We start from the raw sequence: 15,078 nt of genomic DNA on the forward strand, positions 1-15,078 counted from the left end.
ACCGGAACGAGAGGACCGACCATGCTCCCTGTGAACCCGCCCGCCCGTCTCCTCATGGGACCGGGGCCGATCACCGCCGACCCGCGCGTGCTCCGTGCCCTGTCGACCCCGCTCGTCGGGCAGTACGACCCGTGGATGACGACCACGATGAACGAGACGCAGGAGCTGTACCGGCGGGTGTTCGGCACCGACAACGACGCGACCGTCCTCGTCGACGGGACCTCGCGCGCCGGGATCGAGGCGGCGCTGGTGTCGCTGCTCGCACCGGGGGACCGCGTGCTCGTGCCGGTGTTCGGGCGCTTCGGGCACCTGCTCGCCGAGATCGCCGGGCGTGCCGGAGCCGAGGTCCACACGATCGAGACCGACTGGGGGCAGGTGTTCACGCCGTCCGCGATCGAGGACGCGATCGTCCGTGTCCGTCCGAAGGTCCTGGCGATCGTGCAGGGCGACACCTCGACGACGATGAACCAGCCGCTCGACGAGCTCGGCGCGATCTGCGACCGGCACGGCGTGCTGTTCTACACCGACGCCACCGCGACCATCGGGGGCAACCCGCTCGAGGTCGACGCGTGGGGCATCGACGCGGTGAGCGCCGGGCTGCAGAAGTGCCTCGGCGGCCCGTCCGGCAGCGCGCCGCTCACGGTGTCGCCGCGCGCGGTCGAGGTCCTCGACCAGCGGCGCAGCGTCGAGGCCGGCATCCGCGAACCCGGCGACGAGGTCTCCGACGAGCCGATCCGGTCGAACTACCTCGACCTGGCGATGATCCTCGACTACTGGGGCCCGCGTCGGCTCAACCACCACACCGAGGCGGCGTCGATGCTCTACGCCGCGAACGAGTGCGCCCGCATCCTGCTCGAGGAAGGCCGCGACGCGGTGATCGCCCGGCACGAGACCGCTGGCAGCGCCATGCTCGCCGGCGTGCAGGCCCTCGGGCTCGGGGTCTTCGGGGACCTCGGACACAAGATGCACAACGTCGTCGCGGTCGAGATCCCGTCCGACGTCGTGGGCGACCAGGTCCGGGCGTCGATGCTCGACGACCACGGCATCGAGATCGGCACGTCGTTCGGGCCGCTGCACGGCAAGGTCTGGCGGATCGGGACCATGGGCTACAACGCCCGGAAGGACGCCGTCGTGACGACGCTCGCCGCGCTCGAGCACGCGCTCCGCCGGGCCGGTCACGCGGTGCCGCAGGGCGGGGGCGTCGACGCGGCGCTCGACGTCTACGCCGGTGCCGTGTCTGCGGGTGTCTCCGGCTCGCCCGTCGGGGTCCCCGCGTGAGCGCCGCAGCCGTGGTGCGCGCCACCGAGCTGGCCACCGCCGACGCCGAACTCGTCGCGCGCTGGTGCGACGAACTGGCCCTCGTCACCGCGGAGACCGGCCGGATCACCCGTGTCTACCTGTCGCCCGAGCACGCCCGGGTCAACGCGATCGTCGCCGGGTGGATGCAGGACGCCGGGCTCACCACCTGGCAGGACGCCGCCGGCAACCTGCACGGCCGCGTCGACGGTGCCACGGCCGACGCCCCGGTCCTCCTGCTCGGCTCGCACCTCGACACCGTGGTCGACGCCGGCCGGTACGACGGGATCGTCGGGGTCCTGATGGCCGTCCGCACCGTCGCCCGCCTGACCGCGGCCGGGCCGTTGCCCGTCGCGCTCGAGGTCATCGCGTTCTCCGACGAGGAGGGCACCCGGTTCGGCAAGGCGCTGCTCGGGTCCTCCGCGGTCGCCGGCGTCTGGGACGAGTCGTGGTGGGACCTGGCCGACGGCGACCGGGTCACCCTCCGTCGGGCGTTCGAGGACTTCGGGCTCGATCCGTCACGGGTCGGCGAGGCCGCGGCGGACCCGGCCACACTCGCGGGCTACCTCGAGGCGCACATCGAGCAGGGGCCGTACCTCGAGCAGGCCGGGCAGGCACTCGGCGTCGTCACGAGCATCGCGAGCGCCCGGCGCTTCACGGTCGAGGCCGTGGGCGAGGCCCGGCACGCCGGCGGCACCCCGTACGAGCGACGGCACGACGCACTGCTCGCCGCCGCCGAGGCCGCGCTCGCCGTGGAACGGATCTGCCGGGCGTCGCAGCACGTCGGCACGGTCGGCACCATGACCGTGGAGCCCGGCGCCGTCAACGTCGTCCCGGGGCTCGCGCGGTTCTCGGTCGACCTCCGCGGGGAGTTCGACGAGGGACGCGACGAGGTCTGGGACGAGATCACCAAGGCGTTCGCCCTCATCGGGGAGCGCCGCGGGGTGAGCGTCGAGCCCACCGAGGTGCACCGTGCCCCCGCCGTGTTCTGTGCACCGCGGCTGATGGACGCCGTCCGTGCGGGCATCGAGTCGACGGGTGAGGCTGCCCCGATGGAGCTGTTCTCCCGTGCCGGGCACGATGCGATGTCGCTCGGGCTGATCACCGACGTGGCGATGCTGTTCCTCCGCAACCCGGACGGCATCAGCCACCACCCCGACGAGTTCGTCTCGACCGAGGACATCGCCCTCGGACTCGACGCCCTCGCCGTCGCGGTCGAACGGGTGGCGCGGACATGAGCACCGCCGGACCCGACGTCCGCGCCCGCATCGACTCGGTGTGGGAGCAGCTCTCGCCCGCCGAACGACGGGTCGCCGCGATGGTGCGCCACGACCCGGAGCTCCTGCTCGTCGGGACCTCGGCCGAACTGGCCGCCGAGTCGGGGACCTCGAAGGCCACGGTCTCGCGGCTGGTCCGCTCCCTGGGGTTCCAGGACGCCGCCGAGGTCCGGCAGAGCCTCATGTCCGCGCGGGGCACCGGACTGCCCTGGGCTGCCGAGGACGCCGCCCACGTCGACCAGCGAGCCGTCGAATCGCGGAACCTCGACGCAGCCTTCGCGTCGCTCGCCCGCGCCGACCGACCCCGGCTCGCGCGGCGCATCGTCCGCGCCCGTCGCGTGCTCGTGATCGGGGAGCGCGGTGCGTACCCGATCGCCCTCCAGCTCCGCGCGCAGCTCGCCCAGGTCCGACCGGACGTGCGGGTCGGACCCGCCCCGGGACAGCGTCTCGGGGAAGAGGTGGCGGACCTCGACCGCCGCGACCTCGTCGTCCTCGTCACCGTGCGGCGGCACGCGGCCGGGGTGGACCGGGCCGTGCGGCACTGCGTCTCGACCGGTGCCGACGTCGTCGTCCTCGGCGACCCGACCGCCGCCGTCATCGCGGCGCCCGCGAACACGGCGATCCTCTGCCCGGTCGACTCGCCCTCGGCGTTCGACTCGATGGCGGCGCTCTTCGCGGTGGTCGCCGCGATCGCGAACGACGTCTACGAGGCGTCCGGCCCGGGTGGCCGGACGCGGGTGGACGCGGTCGCGAAGGCCTACGAGGCGCTCGGCGAACTCGCCGCGCCCTGACCGCCGTGTCCGTCCGCACGGAGCTCGGCCGCGAGTGAGGCGTTCCGCTCGGCGATGAGGCGGGGGAGGTACCGCGCCAGGGCGATCCGCTCGGCGAGCACGCCGAGCGGTCCGAGCGGGGCGCGGAACTCGATCTCGTCGACCATCCGTGTTCCGCGAGCCGACGGCTCGAAGTGATGGACGTGGTGGAAGCGGGCGAACGGACCACGCACCTGCTCGTCGACGAACCGGTGGGGCGCCTCCAGGGCGGTGATCCGACTCGTCATCCGCCAGACGATCCCGAAGTGCCGCGCGCGCCAGGTGACGCTCTCACCGAGGCCGATCGTGCCGGTGGTCGTGCCGGCCACGGCGCGCTCGTCGGTGGCGGCCATCGAGCGTTCGTGCGCACCGATGTCGAGCGACAGGGCGAACGCGCGCTCCGGCGGCGCGTCCAGTTCGGTGACGACCCGGAACGCGACCGTCACGACGTCGGCCAGACCGTGGGCGTCGACCGGTCGTCGTCACGGAGCGCGGCGGCGATGAGCTGGTCGTGACGCTGCCCGCGGTGGTGCACGCCGGACCGGAGTCGCCCCTCGTAGCGCAGCCCGAGTCGCTGCGCGATCGCGGCCGACGGCGTGTTCGTCGCGATCGCGCGCCACTGCACGCGGACGAACCCGAGGCCGTCGGGGGCGGGTGCGAGCGCCCAGTCGAGGACGGCTGCCGCGGCCTCGGTCACGAACCCGTGGCCACGGCCGTCCGGGTGCACCGCGTACCCGATCTCCGCGGCGCCGTCGACGAGGCCGAACAGGCCGATCGTGCCGAGCAGCCGCGGGTCGTCCGCCCGGCGGATCCCGAAGTCGTACCGGGTGTCGGCCGCCCAGCCCGTGCGGACGACCTCGGTGATCCACTGCCGGGCCTCGGCGTGGCCGTACGGGACGGGCACCGGGGTGTACGCGATGACGTCAGGGTCGTTCGCGTAGGCGACGACGTCCTCGGCGTCGGAGGGTTCCGGCACCGAGAGCACGAGTCGTTCGGTGCGGAGCGTCACGGGGTCCATCCGCCGAGCCTAACGAGGACGGGCGGTAGCGTCGGGGGATGACGTTCGACGCGCTCCCGTTCCCGGTCATCGACGGCCACAACGACCTGCCCTGGGAACGCCGCGAGACCCACGACTCCGGGGTCGAGGGCATCGACTCCGAGGAGGGCTCGCTCCACACCGACCTCCCGAAGCTCCGTGCCGGCGGCGTCGTGGGGCAGTTCTGGTCGGTGTTCGTGCCCTGCGACGAGCCCGACCCCGTGCGGGCGACCCTGCAGCAGGTCGACGTCGCGCACCGGATCATCGAGCGGTACCCGGACACCCTCGCGCTCGCACGCACCGCCGCCGAGGTCCGTGCGGCGATCGACTCCGGCCGGATCGCGTCGCTGCTCGGCGCCGAGGGCGGGCACGCGATCGGGGACGACCTCGCCGTCCTGCGCGACCTCGCGCGGCTCGGCGTCCGGTACATGACGTTGACGCACAACGACGACACCCCCTGGGCCGACTCGGCGACCGGGTCGCACCCGCACGGCGGACTGACCGACCGCGGGCGCGAGGTCGTCGCCGAGATGGAGCGGATCGGCATGCTCGTCGACCTGTCCCACACCGCGCCGACCACGATGCGCGACACCCTCGACGTCGCGACGCAGCCCGTGGTCTTCAGCCACTCGTCCACGGTCGCCGTCAACGACCACCCGCGGAACGTGCCGGACGACGTGCTCGGCAGGCTGGCGGACAACGGCGGCGTCGTGATGATCACGTTCGTGCCGCAGTTCGTCTCCGCGGCGTACGCCTCGTGGCTCGCTGCTGGCTCAGCTGGTTCGCCGCCGCCGGTCACCGTCGCCGACGTCGCGGACCACGTCGAGCACGCACGGGACGTCGCGGGCGCGGCGCACATCGGCCTCGGCGGGGACTACGACGGCACCCCGGTGCTGCCGGCGGACCTGCGGGACGTGTCGCGGTACCCGGTGCTCGCGGCGGAGTTGCAGTGGCGCGGGTGGGGTGCGGGGGACCTGCGGGCGCTGGCGGGCGGCAACGTGCTGCGGGTGCTCGAGGCGACGGACGAGCGCTTCGCGCGCACGGCGTTCGTGCGCTGAGGGTCTGGCCGAGTTTCGCGCTGAGCGACACTTCTCGGGCGCCTGACCGCGAGAACTGTCGCTCAGCGCGAAACGTCGGGGGCCAGCTGGTGACGGCTCCGTCAGCCGTAGGTGGGGTACTGCGGCCAGCCCTCGGGGCTGTCCTCCCAGTCCTGCTGCCGCCCGTACACCGTGCGGTCCATGATGTGCGCCACGGGCAGGATCGCCTCCGTGCCGCGCGAACCGGTCGCGTACGTCAGGTACGGCACACCGTCGCGCAGCAGGTAGTACGAGTACCCGGGCACGGGGCCGTCCCAGTCGTCGCTGTGCACGGTCCAGCCCCAGTCGTCGTGGTAGCTCGTCGCGCCAGAGGACACCCACGTGTGCGGCCATCCGTGCTGGGCCCGCCAGGCTTCGAGCTTCTCGATCGGTCCCTCGGAGACCATCGCGAACGCGATCCCCTCGTCGTCGAGTCGGCCCATGTCGGCGGGCAGGTTGTCCACGGCCCACGTGCAGCTCGGGCACCCGGCGTCCCAGTCCCGTCCGTACATGACGTTCTGCACGAGGAGCAGGTACCGCTCCCCGAACAGTTCGGTGAGCCGCACGGGGCCGTCGACTCCGGTGAACTCGTAGTCGTCGACACGCACCATCGGCAGTCGTCGGCGAGCGGCGGAGACTCGGTCGCCGTGGCGGGTGAGTTCCTTCTCGTCCTGCACCTGCGCCGCGAGCGCCTCGTCGAACGCATCGCGGTCGACGACCGGTGGAGCGACGTCGGGTTGCTGTTCCTTGGACATGGCGACCTCCTCGTCGTTGCGGAGCACGGTACGCGCGGAACGCGCGTGCGTCACCGGACAGGGACACCCTGGGTCGGATCGCTAGGATCACAGCGCACGCCGTGCCTCCAGTGGGGGAGGCACGCGACCTGACCCGAAGAGGACGGTACCGATGAGCGGCACGATCCACGACAACATCTCGCAGGCGTTCGGGAACACGCCGCTGGTCCGGCTGAACCGCCTGCCGAAGGCGGGCGGGGCCGAGATCCTGGCGAAGCTCGAGTTCTACAACCCCGGTGCGAGCGTGAAGGACCGCCTCGGCGTCGCGATCATCGACGCGGCCGAGGAATCCGGCGAGCTGCAGGCCGGCGGGACGATCGTCGAGGGGTCCTCCGGCAACACCGGCATCGCACTCGCACTCGTCGGCGCAGCGCGCGGGTACCGGGTCGTCATCACGATGCCCGAGACGATGAGCGTCGAGCGTCGGGCCCTGATCCGGGCGTACGGGGCGGAGATCGTCCTGACGCCGGGTTCCGAGGGCATGAAGGGCGCAGTGTCGAAGGCCGAGCAGATCGTCGCCGAGACGCCCGGCGCGATCCTGGCCCACCAGTTCGAGACCCCGGCGAACGCCGCGATCCACCGGAAGACCACGGCGGAGGAGATCCTCCGCGACACCGAGGAGCACGTCGACGTGTTCGTCGCCGGTGTCGGTACCGGCGGCACGATCACCGGCGTCGGTCAGGTGCTCAAGGAGCGGGTGCCCGGCGTGCAGATCGTCGCCGTCGAGCCGAAGGACTCTCCGCTGCTGACCGAGGGCAAGGCCGGTCCGCACAAGATCCAGGGCATCGGCGCGAACTTCATCCCGGAGGTCCTCGACCAGTCGGTCATCGACGAGGTGTTCGACGTCGAGCTCGACGACGCACTCCGCGTCGCGCGGGACCTCGGCACGCAGGAGGGCATCCTGGCGGGCATCTCCTCCGGCGCGATCATCCACGCCGCGATCGAGATCGCCGCACGCCCCGAGAACGCCGGCAAGCGGGTCGTCGCGATCGTGTGCGACACCGGTGAGCGCTACCTGTCGACCGTGCTGTTCGAGGGGCTCACTGCGTGAGTCGTCCCGTCCGACGAGGCGTGCTGCGGACGGTCCGGGAGGACCTGGCCGCAGCACGCCGCGGTGACCCCGCATCCCGTGGTGACCTCGAGAACGCGATCGTGTACTCGGGGCTGCACGCCATCTGGACCTACCGACTGACGCACCGGCTGTGGATCGCGCGGGGGCTCCCCGGGTCGCGGTTCGCGGCGCGGATCATCGGCCAGGTCGCACGGTCGGTGACCGGGATCGAGATCCACCCCGGCGCGCGCATCGGCCGACGCTTCTTCATCGACCACGGCATGGGGGTCGTGATCGGGGAGACCGCGGTGGTCGGCGACGACGTCGTGGTCTTCCACGGTGTGACGCTGGGCGGCCGCGGTGGCGACCACGGACCGGGCGCTCGCCGGCACCCCGCGGTGGGGGACCGGGTGGTGCTCGGCGCGGGGTCGTCGCTGATCGGGGCGATCACGGTCGGTGCGGACTCGGTCGTCGGCGCGAACACCGTGGTGACGAAGGACGTGCCCGCGGGGTCGGTCGTCACCGGTGTGGCCGGGACGGCGCGCCCGCGCTCGGGACACGAAGGCGTCCCGACCCTCTGACGGGCGGCCCGCCGCGGCGCGCGACCGCGGCGGCGGTCAGCTCTTCTCGCAGGCGATCCCGTCGGCGTCCGCGTCCATCTTCTTGTTCGCGTTGTAGAGCGCGTCGTCCTTCTTCACCGTGCCCTTGAGCGCGCGGTAGGTGGTCTTGCCACCCGACGTCACCTTGTTCTGCGTGACGGACTTCTTCGCGATCCCGCCCGAGTACACCTTCTGCACGGCCGTGCAGTTCTTGTAGACCGTGGGGGCGGCCTGCGCGGTCGAGGCCCCGCCGACGACGACGGAAGCGGCGAGTGCGGTCGCGGCGGCGGCGATGCCGAACGAGCGGACGAGACGGGTTCGGGTGGAGCGGGTTCGGGTGAGGTTCACGGCCTGAGGGTACGTCAGCAACGCGCGGCTCCTCCCACCCCAGAACGAGGCATGCTGGACGCATGGACGGCGAGACGCTGCACGAGGTCGCGATCCGCACCGCGATGGGTCTGCCCGCGGTGGCGGAGACGCAGCCCTTCGGTGAGGGCGCGTTCGTCTACAAGGTCGTCGGGAAGATGTTCGTGATGACGTCCGAGCTGCGGGGCGTGCCGATCGTCAACCTGAAGTGCGCGCCGCCACACGGTGCCGCGCTCGTGCGCGACAACGACGAGATCACGCCGGGTTGGCACATGAACAAGCAGCACTGGATCACGCTGTCGCCCGGGGGCGGCATCGACGAGACCCTGGTCGAGGACCTCGTCGCCAACGCCTACGAACTCGTGGTGGCGGGACTCCCGAGGGCGAAGCGTCCGATCGACCCGCTCCGACGCACGCAGGGCGGATGACCAGACCGCAGGCGCGGACGCAGACCCCGGCGCGGGCACTCAGGCCCCGGCGCGGGCCAGCACCTTCGACACGTCCCGGACCACCTTCGGGGCGAGTCCACCCGTGCCGGGTCCGCCGTCGGCCCCACTGCCGGACGACAGCACCGCCTGCGCCTGCTCAGGTGTCAACCCGCTGAAGATCTGCCCGATCGTGACGCCGTGGTCCGGTCGGTGCGTGACGACGATCGGGTCACCGGCCGACACCGGTCCGGAGTGCAGCACGCGGAGGTACGCCCCGGGACGCCCCTCCTCGGTGAACCGCTTCACCCACTTGTCGACCCGCATGCGCCGGGCGAACGTGCCGCACGGGTTCCGCGGGATCGTCACCTCGAGCTCGAGGGTCTCGCCGATGCGCCACCGCTCACCCGTGACCGCACCGGTGACGTCGACGCCCGAGGTCCGCAGGTTCTCACCGAACAGCCCCGGCGGGACGTCGCGGTCGAGCATCTCCGCGAAGTAGGCGGCGTCCTCGTCGGCGTAGGCGTACACGGCCTGGTCCTCGCCGCCGTGGTGCTTCCGGTCTGCCTGCACGTCGGCGTGCAGCCCGAGCGGACGCACCCGGACGGCGCCGTCGACGGGACGCTTGTCGATCGCGGTGATCCCGATCGTGCCCGAGTCGGGCAGCAGGCGGTCGACGCGGCAGACGGCGGTGACGAGGGACATGCCCCCAGCCTGCCGCAGAACCGGCGATCGCGGAACGTGTGACGATCCACCCCCGGCACACGTCTCACCGGTGACGGACCCCGAACCCGCGGTCCATCCACGGACCCCGAACCCGCGGTCCACCCGCGGACCCGGAACCCGCGGTCCACCCGAGGAGCCCAGATGACCGACACCGATGCGCGCCACACGACGTCCCACGGACGGATCGCACCGCAGCACCTGCTCGCCCAGGCCCGGGTCCGCTCGCTCTCGGCGCGGCCCGTCGGACCGCTGAAGGTCGTCCGTGCCCAGCTGAACCCCATCCACCACCAGTAGAAGGAAAGCGTGCACCACCAGCCCCTCACCGATCTCGACGACGCCGTCCTCGCAGGTCGATCGTCCGACGGCGACGTCCGGGCGTTCGAGGTCCTCATCCGCCGCTACACACCCTTGCTGCGCGCCTACGCACGACGGACCCTCGGCTCGACCGACGAGCTCGACGACGTCGTGCAGGAGACCTTCATCACCGCGTGGAACCGGCTCGACCGGCTCGACGACGGTGCGCGCGTCAAGGCGTGGCTCATGCGCATCCTCAGCCGGAAGTGCATCGACCGGATCCGAGCGCGCCGGTTCCACGACGACGTCACCGAGCTCGAGGTCGCCGCACCGGCCGCCGACGCCCCGGAACGCGTCGCCGAGGCACGCTCCCGCGAAGAGGCGGTGGAGACGGCGCTCGCCGAACTGCCCGAGGCGCAGCGACGGTGCTGGGTGATGAAGGAAGTGCTCGAGTACTCGTACGAGGCGATCGCGGAGGAACTGGACCTCCCCGCCTCGACGGTCCGCGGACTGCTGTCCCGGGCGAGGAAGAACATGATCCGTCTGATGGAGGGATGGCGATGACCGACCGCGACACCGTCCGGCTCGAGTCGCTCGAGCCCGACGACCTCGACGGGCACACGATCGACGAGCTCGCCGACTACCTCGACGCCGGCATGCAGCCGGCCGACCCGAGCATCGACGACTCCGCAGCCTGTCAGAACGCCCTCGCCGCGATCGTGCGGCTGCGGCACTCCTCGCTCGGCTCGCTCGAGGCCGCAGCCGAGCAGGAAGCACCGGCCGACGAGTCCTGGATCAGCGGGGTGCTCGCGAACATCTCGCTCGAGGCCCGCGCCGGTCGCGACGTCCCGCTCCGCCCGGCGGCGCCGACGGAGCGACCCGTGATGACCGAGGGCGCCATCCGCTCCCTCGTCCGGACCGCCGGCGACGCCGTCCCCGACGCGCTCATCGCACGGTGCACGCTCGAGGGCGACGTCACCGAGCTCGGCGCTCCGGTCCACGTCGTCGTCGAGATCGCGGTGCGCGCCGGCTCGACGATCCAGCGGGTCGCCGCCGACGTCCGCGAGACGGTCGGGCAGGTCCTCGCCACCCAGACCGACCTGCTGGTGGAGGCCGTCGACGTGGTCGTCCGCGACCTGCTGCCACCGCCGACCAGCGACGACACCGCCGCACACGACGACACCGAGGAGGACCCGGCATGAGCACCCACGACGAGACCTTCGCCGCCGTCGAGGAAGCCGTGCTGGCCGTCCCCGGTGTCGCCGACCTCTACCGCGCACGTCCGACCCTCGGCAGCACCGTGACCGCGGCGAAGAACCTCGCGACCCGGTCGACGATCGCGCGGGTCGTCCTCGACGACGACGTCCTCCGCATCGTGATCGGCACCGACGGATCGGTCCCCGCGCCGGAGACGGCGCGTGCCGCGCACCTCGCTGCGCTCGCGGCGGCGACCGCGCACGGTCTCCCGCTCAGCCGGGTGGACGTGCGGGTCGCGCGCGTCGGCTGACGGTCCGCCACCACCCGACGGCCTGGAGGCGCGTGGCGGCGCCGCCACGTGCCTCCAGGCCGTCACGGCGTCACCCCGTGCGGTCCGCGACCTCCAGGACCACCACGATCGCCGTGACGAGCACCGCCGTCGCGACCAGCGAGACCGTGGGTACCGCGATGCTCGCGAGCACCGCGAGCGCGAGGACCACGACGACGACGTTCCACCCCGTCGTCAGTGACGGTCGCAGCGCGAGTGCCCAGATCGCGAGCACGAACACCGCGACCGGCACCGCGATGGTGGCGGCGACGGTCGTGTGCGACAGGTCCGCCTCGCCCGCGTCGCCGCTGACGGCGACCTCGATGCCGGCGGGCAGTGCCCCAGCCGCGGCGAACACGAGGTAGTGGCCGTAGCCGAACACGAGCGCGGTCGGCAGCGAGCGGATGTGGTCGTGCTGCTCCCGCGAGAAGTAGATCCACCAGAGGCCGGCGACGATGACCAGCCCGCAAGCCGCGAGCACCAGGAGCGACGCCAGGTGGTCGGCGTGCGCGATGCCGTCGATGACCGCGTTGGCCGAGGCGACGAGCCCCTCACCGAGGACGATGAGCGTGAACAGCGAGTACCGCTCGGCGATGTGTCGGGTGTGCCAGGGAGTGGTGCGAGCGCCGGTCTCGGCGAACGGCGGCACGAGCACCTCGAGCAGGATGAGCACCGGGATCACCGCCCACCCCACGTCGTGCGGCAGCAGCAGCGCGAGCACCCACAGGACCTGGACGACCACGATCCCCGCGGCGTACCGCAGGGCGGTGCGTCGGTACTCGGGCGAGGACGCTGCGGCGCGGAGCCACTGGCCGACCAGCGCGAGCCGCATCACCACGTAGCCGACGACGACGATCGTCGTCGACCCCTCCACCATGGCGGCGTGCACCCCGGCGGCGAGGACGAGCACGCCGGCCATCTGCACGAACGTCATCACGCGGTAGAGCCAGTCGTCCGTGTCGAACGAGGTGGCGAACCAGGTGAAGTTCAGCCAGGCCCACCAGATCGCGAAGAACACGAAGGCGTACGAGACCACGGCCGACGAGACGTGCCCCTCCGCCTCGATCTCGTGCAGGTTCGACGCGGCGAACCCGACGGCGACGACGAAGACCAGGTCGAAGAGGAGCTCGAGGGGGCTGGCGGCGCGGTGTCCCTCGGCGGGGTCCCGGGGCGCCATGCGGCGGAGTCCGATGGTGGTCACCTGGTATGCCTACACGACGAACGGCCCCGGGAGTCGTCCCGGGGCCGTTCTGTGCGTGCTGTGCAGGAGCAGTCGACTCAGTAGAAGTTCGACGCCTGCGAGTGCGCCCATGCCGCGCAGGGCGTGCCGTAGGCGGCGCTGATGTACTGCAGCCCCCACGTGATCTGCGTCGTGGCGTTGGTGCGCCAGTCCGCCGCGATGGTCGCCATCTTCGAGCCGGGGAGGGCCTGCGGGATGCCGGTCGCGCCGCCGTTCGCGTTGACGGCCTGGTAGTTCCAGCCGGACTCCTTGGTCCAGAGGTTGTCGAGGCACTGGAACTGGTCGGAACCCCAGCCGTACTTCGACGCGGCGAGGGAGCTGGCCGTGGCCTTCGCACCCTCGACGGTGTTCGCTGCGGCCTGCTTGCGTGCCGCCTCGGCTGCCGCTGCGCGCTCGGCCGCTGCCTTTCGTGCTGCGGCTTCAGCGGCCGCCTTCGCGTCGGCGTCGCGCTTGTCCTGGGTGGCGCTGGCGTTCGCGACGTCGGTGGTGGCGTCGACCGTCGAGGAGATCCGCGACGTCAGAGCTGCGCCGGAGAGCTTCCGGTAGTCGTCGAGCGAGTCGATCCGGCGCTCGAGCGTCGCCGTGTCGGTCTTGTCGTTCGCGGACTCGACGATGGTCTGCGCGGTGGCGATGGTCGCCGCCGCCTGGGCCCGGTCGAGCGCGGTGCCCTCGAGTGCCGGTGCGCTGGTGGCGCTGGCGGTCGGCATGCCGAGCGCTTCGCCGATCGCGGGCTGCGTGCCGACGGTCGCGATGCCGCCGGCGACCGCGAGGACCGCGGCTCCGCCCACGATGAGCGTGGTGGGACGGCGGAGCGCTCGGCGGAGGCGCCGGTTCGGGGAGTTCAGGGCCTCACGTCGAGTCGAGGCGGTGGTGGTCGGGAGGTCGGTGTTGCGTCCTGTCATCGATTCCGGTGGTCGGCCGGCTCGTGGTGCGCAGCCGCTGACGCTGCACGCGGTGATGGGAGCGCGCAGGGGTGACGGACGTGGGGACGTCCGTCGTCAGGGGCTCGCGAGCCGGGGGAGGACCGGACGGTGGTGTGGGGCCCGTCCGTCCGCCGGCCGGCGACCGTGGGGTGGTCGCCGATGGGCGAAGTCGACACGATGACCCGTCATCCTGGACGCACCGTCCAGACTGACTGGCAGAACCGTCCGTCCACCCGTTGGTAACGGTTCGGTAACGACTCGATCAGGCCTCGGAGGTGTGAGCTTCCTGGGTACGGTCGCCCTGGGCCACGCGCTCGAGGGCGTCGAGCGCCGCGGCGATCGCGTCGACGTCCGGCTCGGGGAGCTCCGCGATGAGTTCGGCGACGATGCCCGTGCGATCGGAGCGTGCCCGCTCGACGGCCGCGATGCCCTCCGGTGTGGCACTCACCATGAACGCGCGACCGTCCCGCGGGTCGGCCTCGCGCTCGATGAACCCGCGCTGTTCGAGCTCGGTCAGGATCCGCGTCATCGTCGGCTTCGTGACGACCTCGATCCGCGACAGGTCGCCGGGGCGCAGGGGACCCTCGCGCTGGATCGTGGCGAGTGCGGAGACGATCCCGTAGCCGAGCGCGGCCGAGTCGGTGCGCGCCCGTCGGTTGATCCGGCCGACCGCAGCGGCGAGGCGCGCGGCGATCTCGGTACGGTCCGGCTGGCGGTGGCTCATACGGTGCTCCGGGTGGTCTGACGGGTGGTCGCGCCGATGCTATCGGCTCGCCGCGGCGCATGACTGGGAGCGTCGTGCTGGTGGGGACGGCGACTGCCTGGAGGCGCGGGGAACGAGAATCGCCCGCCTCGCGTGTGCGAGACGGGCGGGTTCCTGTACGGGAGTTCAGCCGATCAGCGCTTCTCGCCCGGGAGGAGGTGGATCGCCTCGGTCGCGAGCTCCGCCGCGATGTTGTCGCCGGACTCTGTGGCCTCGCGCAGACGGCGGAAGTCCTCGGTCATCTGGTCCCAGTCGACGAGCTCGTCGAGGTTCGGCAGGCGCAGGCGGAACGCGAGTCCGTCCATCGTGTCCCGGCAGACGCGCTGCAGGTTCTCGTTGCCGCACTCGTCGACGTAGAGGGCGAACACGCCGAGCGCGTCGTGGTTGACGGCCTTCACGTCGTGCGCCTCGTAGTCCTTGATGGTGGCGTCGAGCTGGGCGAGGATCTTCTTCTTCGCGCTCGCGCCCAGCAGGGGGACCGCCAGGCGGACGACCCCGCCGAACAGCACGCCGAGGGTCTGCAGTGCCTCGACGACCTCGGTCGGGTTCGGCGTGGTGACGCGCGTGTACCGGTTCGGTGCCATCTCGATGAGGCCGGCCCGGGCGAGCTGGCTCAGGGCTTCACGGATGGGGGTGCGGGAGACGCCGAGCCAGGCGATGAGCTCGTCGTCGTTGAGGCGCTCACCGGGCTCCAGCGTGCCGTCCATGATCGCGTCGTGGATCTTCTGACGGACGGTGTCGCGGAGCAGCTGGTGCTCGGTCGGTGCGCTGCTGGGGACCGGCATGCGGGTTCCTTCGGGATCGAGAGTGGAGGGGGACGGGTTGGGCGACCGACCGTTCAGTGCGGACGCATGCTTCACCGTACCTGATATAAGAAC

20 protein-coding genes are annotated in these 15,078 nt (G+C 72.1%); 11 read left to right on the forward strand and 9 right to left on the reverse strand.

The features are described 5' to 3' along the window. Positions 1-21: 21 nt before the first annotated feature. From FS532_RS06780 to FS532_RS06790, 3 genes are read left to right on the forward strand one after another with little or no spacing between them, the layout of a single operon-like run. Positions 22-1,278, forward strand: a complete 1,257-nt coding sequence (locus FS532_RS06780; protein WP_144751754.1) for a pyridoxal-phosphate-dependent aminotransferase family protein — start codon at positions 22-24, stop codon at positions 1,276-1,278. Beyond that, entirely contained in the window at positions 1,275-2,534 is a 1,260-nt protein-coding gene (locus tag FS532_RS06785; protein WP_144751757.1) for an allantoate amidohydrolase, read from the forward strand. The genes FS532_RS06780 and FS532_RS06785 overlap by 4 nt, the downstream gene beginning before the upstream one ends. Further along, positions 2,531-3,364 (forward strand): MurR/RpiR family transcriptional regulator, encoded by an 834-nt coding sequence (locus FS532_RS06790; protein ID WP_144751760.1) that lies wholly within the window; start codon positions 2,531-2,533, stop codon positions 3,362-3,364. The genes FS532_RS06785 and FS532_RS06790 overlap by 4 nt, the downstream gene beginning before the upstream one ends. On the opposite strand, the gene FS532_RS06795 is transcribed toward FS532_RS06790, so the two are convergent. Next, positions 3,331-3,828 carry an SRPBCC family protein gene (locus FS532_RS06795; RefSeq protein WP_144751763.1) on the reverse strand — a complete coding sequence of 166 codons (498 nt, stop codon included), beginning with the start codon at positions 3,826-3,828 and terminating at the stop codon, positions 3,331-3,333. The genes FS532_RS06790 and FS532_RS06795 overlap by 34 nt on opposite strands. Next, positions 3,825-4,400: a GNAT family N-acetyltransferase gene (locus FS532_RS06800; protein ID WP_144751766.1), complete on the reverse strand. Its 576-nt coding sequence runs from the start codon at positions 4,398-4,400 to the stop codon at positions 3,825-3,827. The genes FS532_RS06795 and FS532_RS06800 overlap by 4 nt, the downstream gene beginning before the upstream one ends. 38 nt (positions 4,401-4,438) lie before the next feature. Here FS532_RS06800 and FS532_RS06805 point away from each other — a divergent pair, with 38 nt between their 5' ends. Then, entirely contained in the window at positions 4,439-5,476 is a 1,038-nt protein-coding gene (locus FS532_RS06805; RefSeq protein WP_144751769.1) for a dipeptidase, read from the forward strand. A gap of 101 nt (positions 5,477-5,577) precedes the next feature. Here FS532_RS06805 and FS532_RS06810 read toward each other — a convergent pair whose 3' ends face one another. Then, positions 5,578-6,249 (reverse strand): DUF899 family protein, encoded by a 672-nt coding sequence (locus tag FS532_RS06810; RefSeq protein WP_144751772.1) that lies wholly within the window; start codon positions 6,247-6,249, stop codon positions 5,578-5,580. A 151-nt stretch (positions 6,250-6,400) separates the two neighbouring features. Here FS532_RS06810 and cysK point away from each other — a divergent pair, with 151 nt between their 5' ends. Beyond that, the gene (gene cysK / locus FS532_RS06815) at positions 6,401-7,339 is read left to right on the forward strand and encodes a cysteine synthase A (RefSeq protein ID WP_144751775.1); all 939 of its coding nucleotides are present in this window, start codon (positions 6,401-6,403) and stop codon (positions 7,337-7,339) included. Continuing rightward, a complete protein-coding gene (epsC, locus tag FS532_RS06820) occupies positions 7,336-7,920 on the forward strand; it encodes a serine O-acetyltransferase EpsC (protein ID WP_260852599.1) in 585 nt (194 codons plus the stop codon). Before cysK ends, epsC begins: the two co-directional genes overlap by 4 nt. A gap of 36 nt (positions 7,921-7,956) precedes the next feature. On the opposite strand, the gene FS532_RS06825 is transcribed toward epsC, so the two are convergent. After that, positions 7,957-8,286, reverse strand: a complete 330-nt coding sequence (locus FS532_RS06825) for an excalibur calcium-binding domain-containing protein (RefSeq protein WP_222121949.1) — start codon at positions 8,284-8,286, stop codon at positions 7,957-7,959. Positions 8,287-8,348: 62 nt separating this feature from the next. Between FS532_RS06825 and FS532_RS06830 the strand changes: the two genes are divergently transcribed. Beyond that, the gene (locus tag FS532_RS06830; protein WP_144751778.1) at positions 8,349-8,732 is read left to right on the forward strand and encodes an MmcQ/YjbR family DNA-binding protein; all 384 of its coding nucleotides are present in this window, start codon (positions 8,349-8,351) and stop codon (positions 8,730-8,732) included. A 39-nt stretch (positions 8,733-8,771) separates the two neighbouring features. Here FS532_RS06830 and FS532_RS06835 read toward each other — a convergent pair whose 3' ends face one another. Next, the gene (locus FS532_RS06835) at positions 8,772-9,434 is read right to left on the reverse strand and encodes an MOSC domain-containing protein (protein ID WP_144751781.1); all 663 of its coding nucleotides are present in this window, start codon (positions 9,432-9,434) and stop codon (positions 8,772-8,774) included. A gap of 162 nt (positions 9,435-9,596) precedes the next feature. Between FS532_RS06835 and FS532_RS18650 the strand changes: the two genes are divergently transcribed. Genes FS532_RS18650 through FS532_RS06850 form a run of 4 tightly spaced genes read left to right on the forward strand, consistent with a single transcriptional unit; the run spans position 9,597 to position 11,256 of the window. Continuing rightward, complete coding sequence (locus FS532_RS18650) at positions 9,597-9,749, forward strand: hypothetical protein (RefSeq protein ID WP_186321940.1); 153 nt, start codon at positions 9,597-9,599, stop codon at positions 9,747-9,749. 9 nt (positions 9,750-9,758) lie between these two features. Next, on the forward strand, positions 9,759-10,313 hold the full coding sequence (locus tag FS532_RS06840; RefSeq protein WP_079236696.1) for an RNA polymerase sigma factor: 555 nt from the start codon (positions 9,759-9,761) through the stop codon (positions 10,311-10,313). Further along, positions 10,310-10,951 (forward strand): hypothetical protein, encoded by a 642-nt coding sequence (locus tag FS532_RS06845; RefSeq protein ID WP_144751785.1) that lies wholly within the window; start codon positions 10,310-10,312, stop codon positions 10,949-10,951. The genes FS532_RS06840 and FS532_RS06845 overlap by 4 nt, the downstream gene beginning before the upstream one ends. After that, positions 10,948-11,256 (forward strand): hypothetical protein, encoded by a 309-nt coding sequence (locus FS532_RS06850; RefSeq protein ID WP_144751788.1) that lies wholly within the window; start codon positions 10,948-10,950, stop codon positions 11,254-11,256. The genes FS532_RS06845 and FS532_RS06850 overlap by 4 nt, the downstream gene beginning before the upstream one ends. 70 nt (positions 11,257-11,326) lie before the next feature. On the opposite strand, the gene FS532_RS06855 is transcribed toward FS532_RS06850, so the two are convergent. The 4 genes from FS532_RS06855 to FS532_RS06870 all read right to left on the reverse strand — a co-directional run bounded on the left by FS532_RS06855 (position 11,327) and on the right by FS532_RS06870 (position 14,985). Further along, entirely contained in the window at positions 11,327-12,475 is a 1,149-nt protein-coding gene (locus tag FS532_RS06855) for a low temperature requirement protein A (RefSeq protein ID WP_260852600.1), read from the reverse strand. Positions 12,476-12,552: 77 nt separating this feature from the next. Beyond that, positions 12,553-13,416, reverse strand: coding sequence for a phospholipase (locus FS532_RS06860; protein ID WP_144751791.1), 864 nt, complete (start codon positions 13,414-13,416; stop codon positions 12,553-12,555). A 283-nt stretch (positions 13,417-13,699) separates the two neighbouring features. Beyond that, the gene (locus FS532_RS06865; protein ID WP_144751794.1) at positions 13,700-14,161 is read right to left on the reverse strand and encodes a MarR family winged helix-turn-helix transcriptional regulator; all 462 of its coding nucleotides are present in this window, start codon (positions 14,159-14,161) and stop codon (positions 13,700-13,702) included. 173 nt (positions 14,162-14,334) lie between these two features. Beyond that, positions 14,335-14,985, reverse strand: a complete 651-nt coding sequence (locus tag FS532_RS06870; protein WP_144751797.1) for a GntR family transcriptional regulator — start codon at positions 14,983-14,985, stop codon at positions 14,335-14,337. Positions 14,986-15,078 lie beyond the last annotated feature (93 nt).

The sequence above is a fragment of the Curtobacterium pusillum genome (assembly GCF_007673235.1).
Taxonomy (GTDB): Bacteria; Actinomycetota; Actinomycetes; order Actinomycetales; family Microbacteriaceae; genus Curtobacterium; species Curtobacterium pusillum_C.

Bases quoted from the DNA above. Each gene is read 5' to 3' on its own strand.
- FS532_RS06780 (WP_144751754.1), top strand. From the start codon at position 22: ATGCTCCCTGTGAACCCGCCCGCCCGTCTCCTCATGGGACCGGGGCCG.
- FS532_RS06790 (WP_144751760.1), top strand. From the start codon at position 2,531: ATGAGCACCGCCGGACCCGACGTCCGCGCCCGCATCGACTCGGTGTGG.
- FS532_RS06800 (WP_144751766.1), bottom strand. From the start codon at position 4,400: ATGGACCCCGTGACGCTCCGCACCGAACGACTCGTGCTCTCGGTGCCG.
- FS532_RS06805 (WP_144751769.1), top strand. From the start codon at position 4,439: ATGACGTTCGACGCGCTCCCGTTCCCGGTCATCGACGGCCACAACGAC.
- FS532_RS06810 (WP_144751772.1), bottom strand. From the start codon at position 6,249: ATGTCCAAGGAACAGCAACCCGACGTCGCTCCACCGGTCGTCGACCGC.
- cysK (WP_144751775.1), top strand. From the start codon at position 6,401: ATGAGCGGCACGATCCACGACAACATCTCGCAGGCGTTCGGGAACACG.
- FS532_RS06830 (WP_144751778.1), top strand. From the start codon at position 8,349: ATGGACGGCGAGACGCTGCACGAGGTCGCGATCCGCACCGCGATGGGT.
- FS532_RS06835 (WP_144751781.1), bottom strand. From the start codon at position 9,434: ATGTCCCTCGTCACCGCCGTCTGCCGCGTCGACCGCCTGCTGCCCGAC.
- FS532_RS18650 (WP_186321940.1), top strand. From the start codon at position 9,597: ATGACCGACACCGATGCGCGCCACACGACGTCCCACGGACGGATCGCA.
- FS532_RS06845 (WP_144751785.1), top strand. From the start codon at position 10,310: ATGACCGACCGCGACACCGTCCGGCTCGAGTCGCTCGAGCCCGACGAC.
- FS532_RS06850 (WP_144751788.1), top strand. From the start codon at position 10,948: ATGAGCACCCACGACGAGACCTTCGCCGCCGTCGAGGAAGCCGTGCTG.
- FS532_RS06860 (WP_144751791.1), bottom strand. From the start codon at position 13,416: ATGACAGGACGCAACACCGACCTCCCGACCACCACCGCCTCGACTCGA.
- FS532_RS06865 (WP_144751794.1), bottom strand. From the start codon at position 14,161: ATGAGCCACCGCCAGCCGGACCGTACCGAGATCGCCGCGCGCCTCGCC.
- FS532_RS06870 (WP_144751797.1), bottom strand. From the start codon at position 14,985: ATGCCGGTCCCCAGCAGCGCACCGACCGAGCACCAGCTGCTCCGCGAC.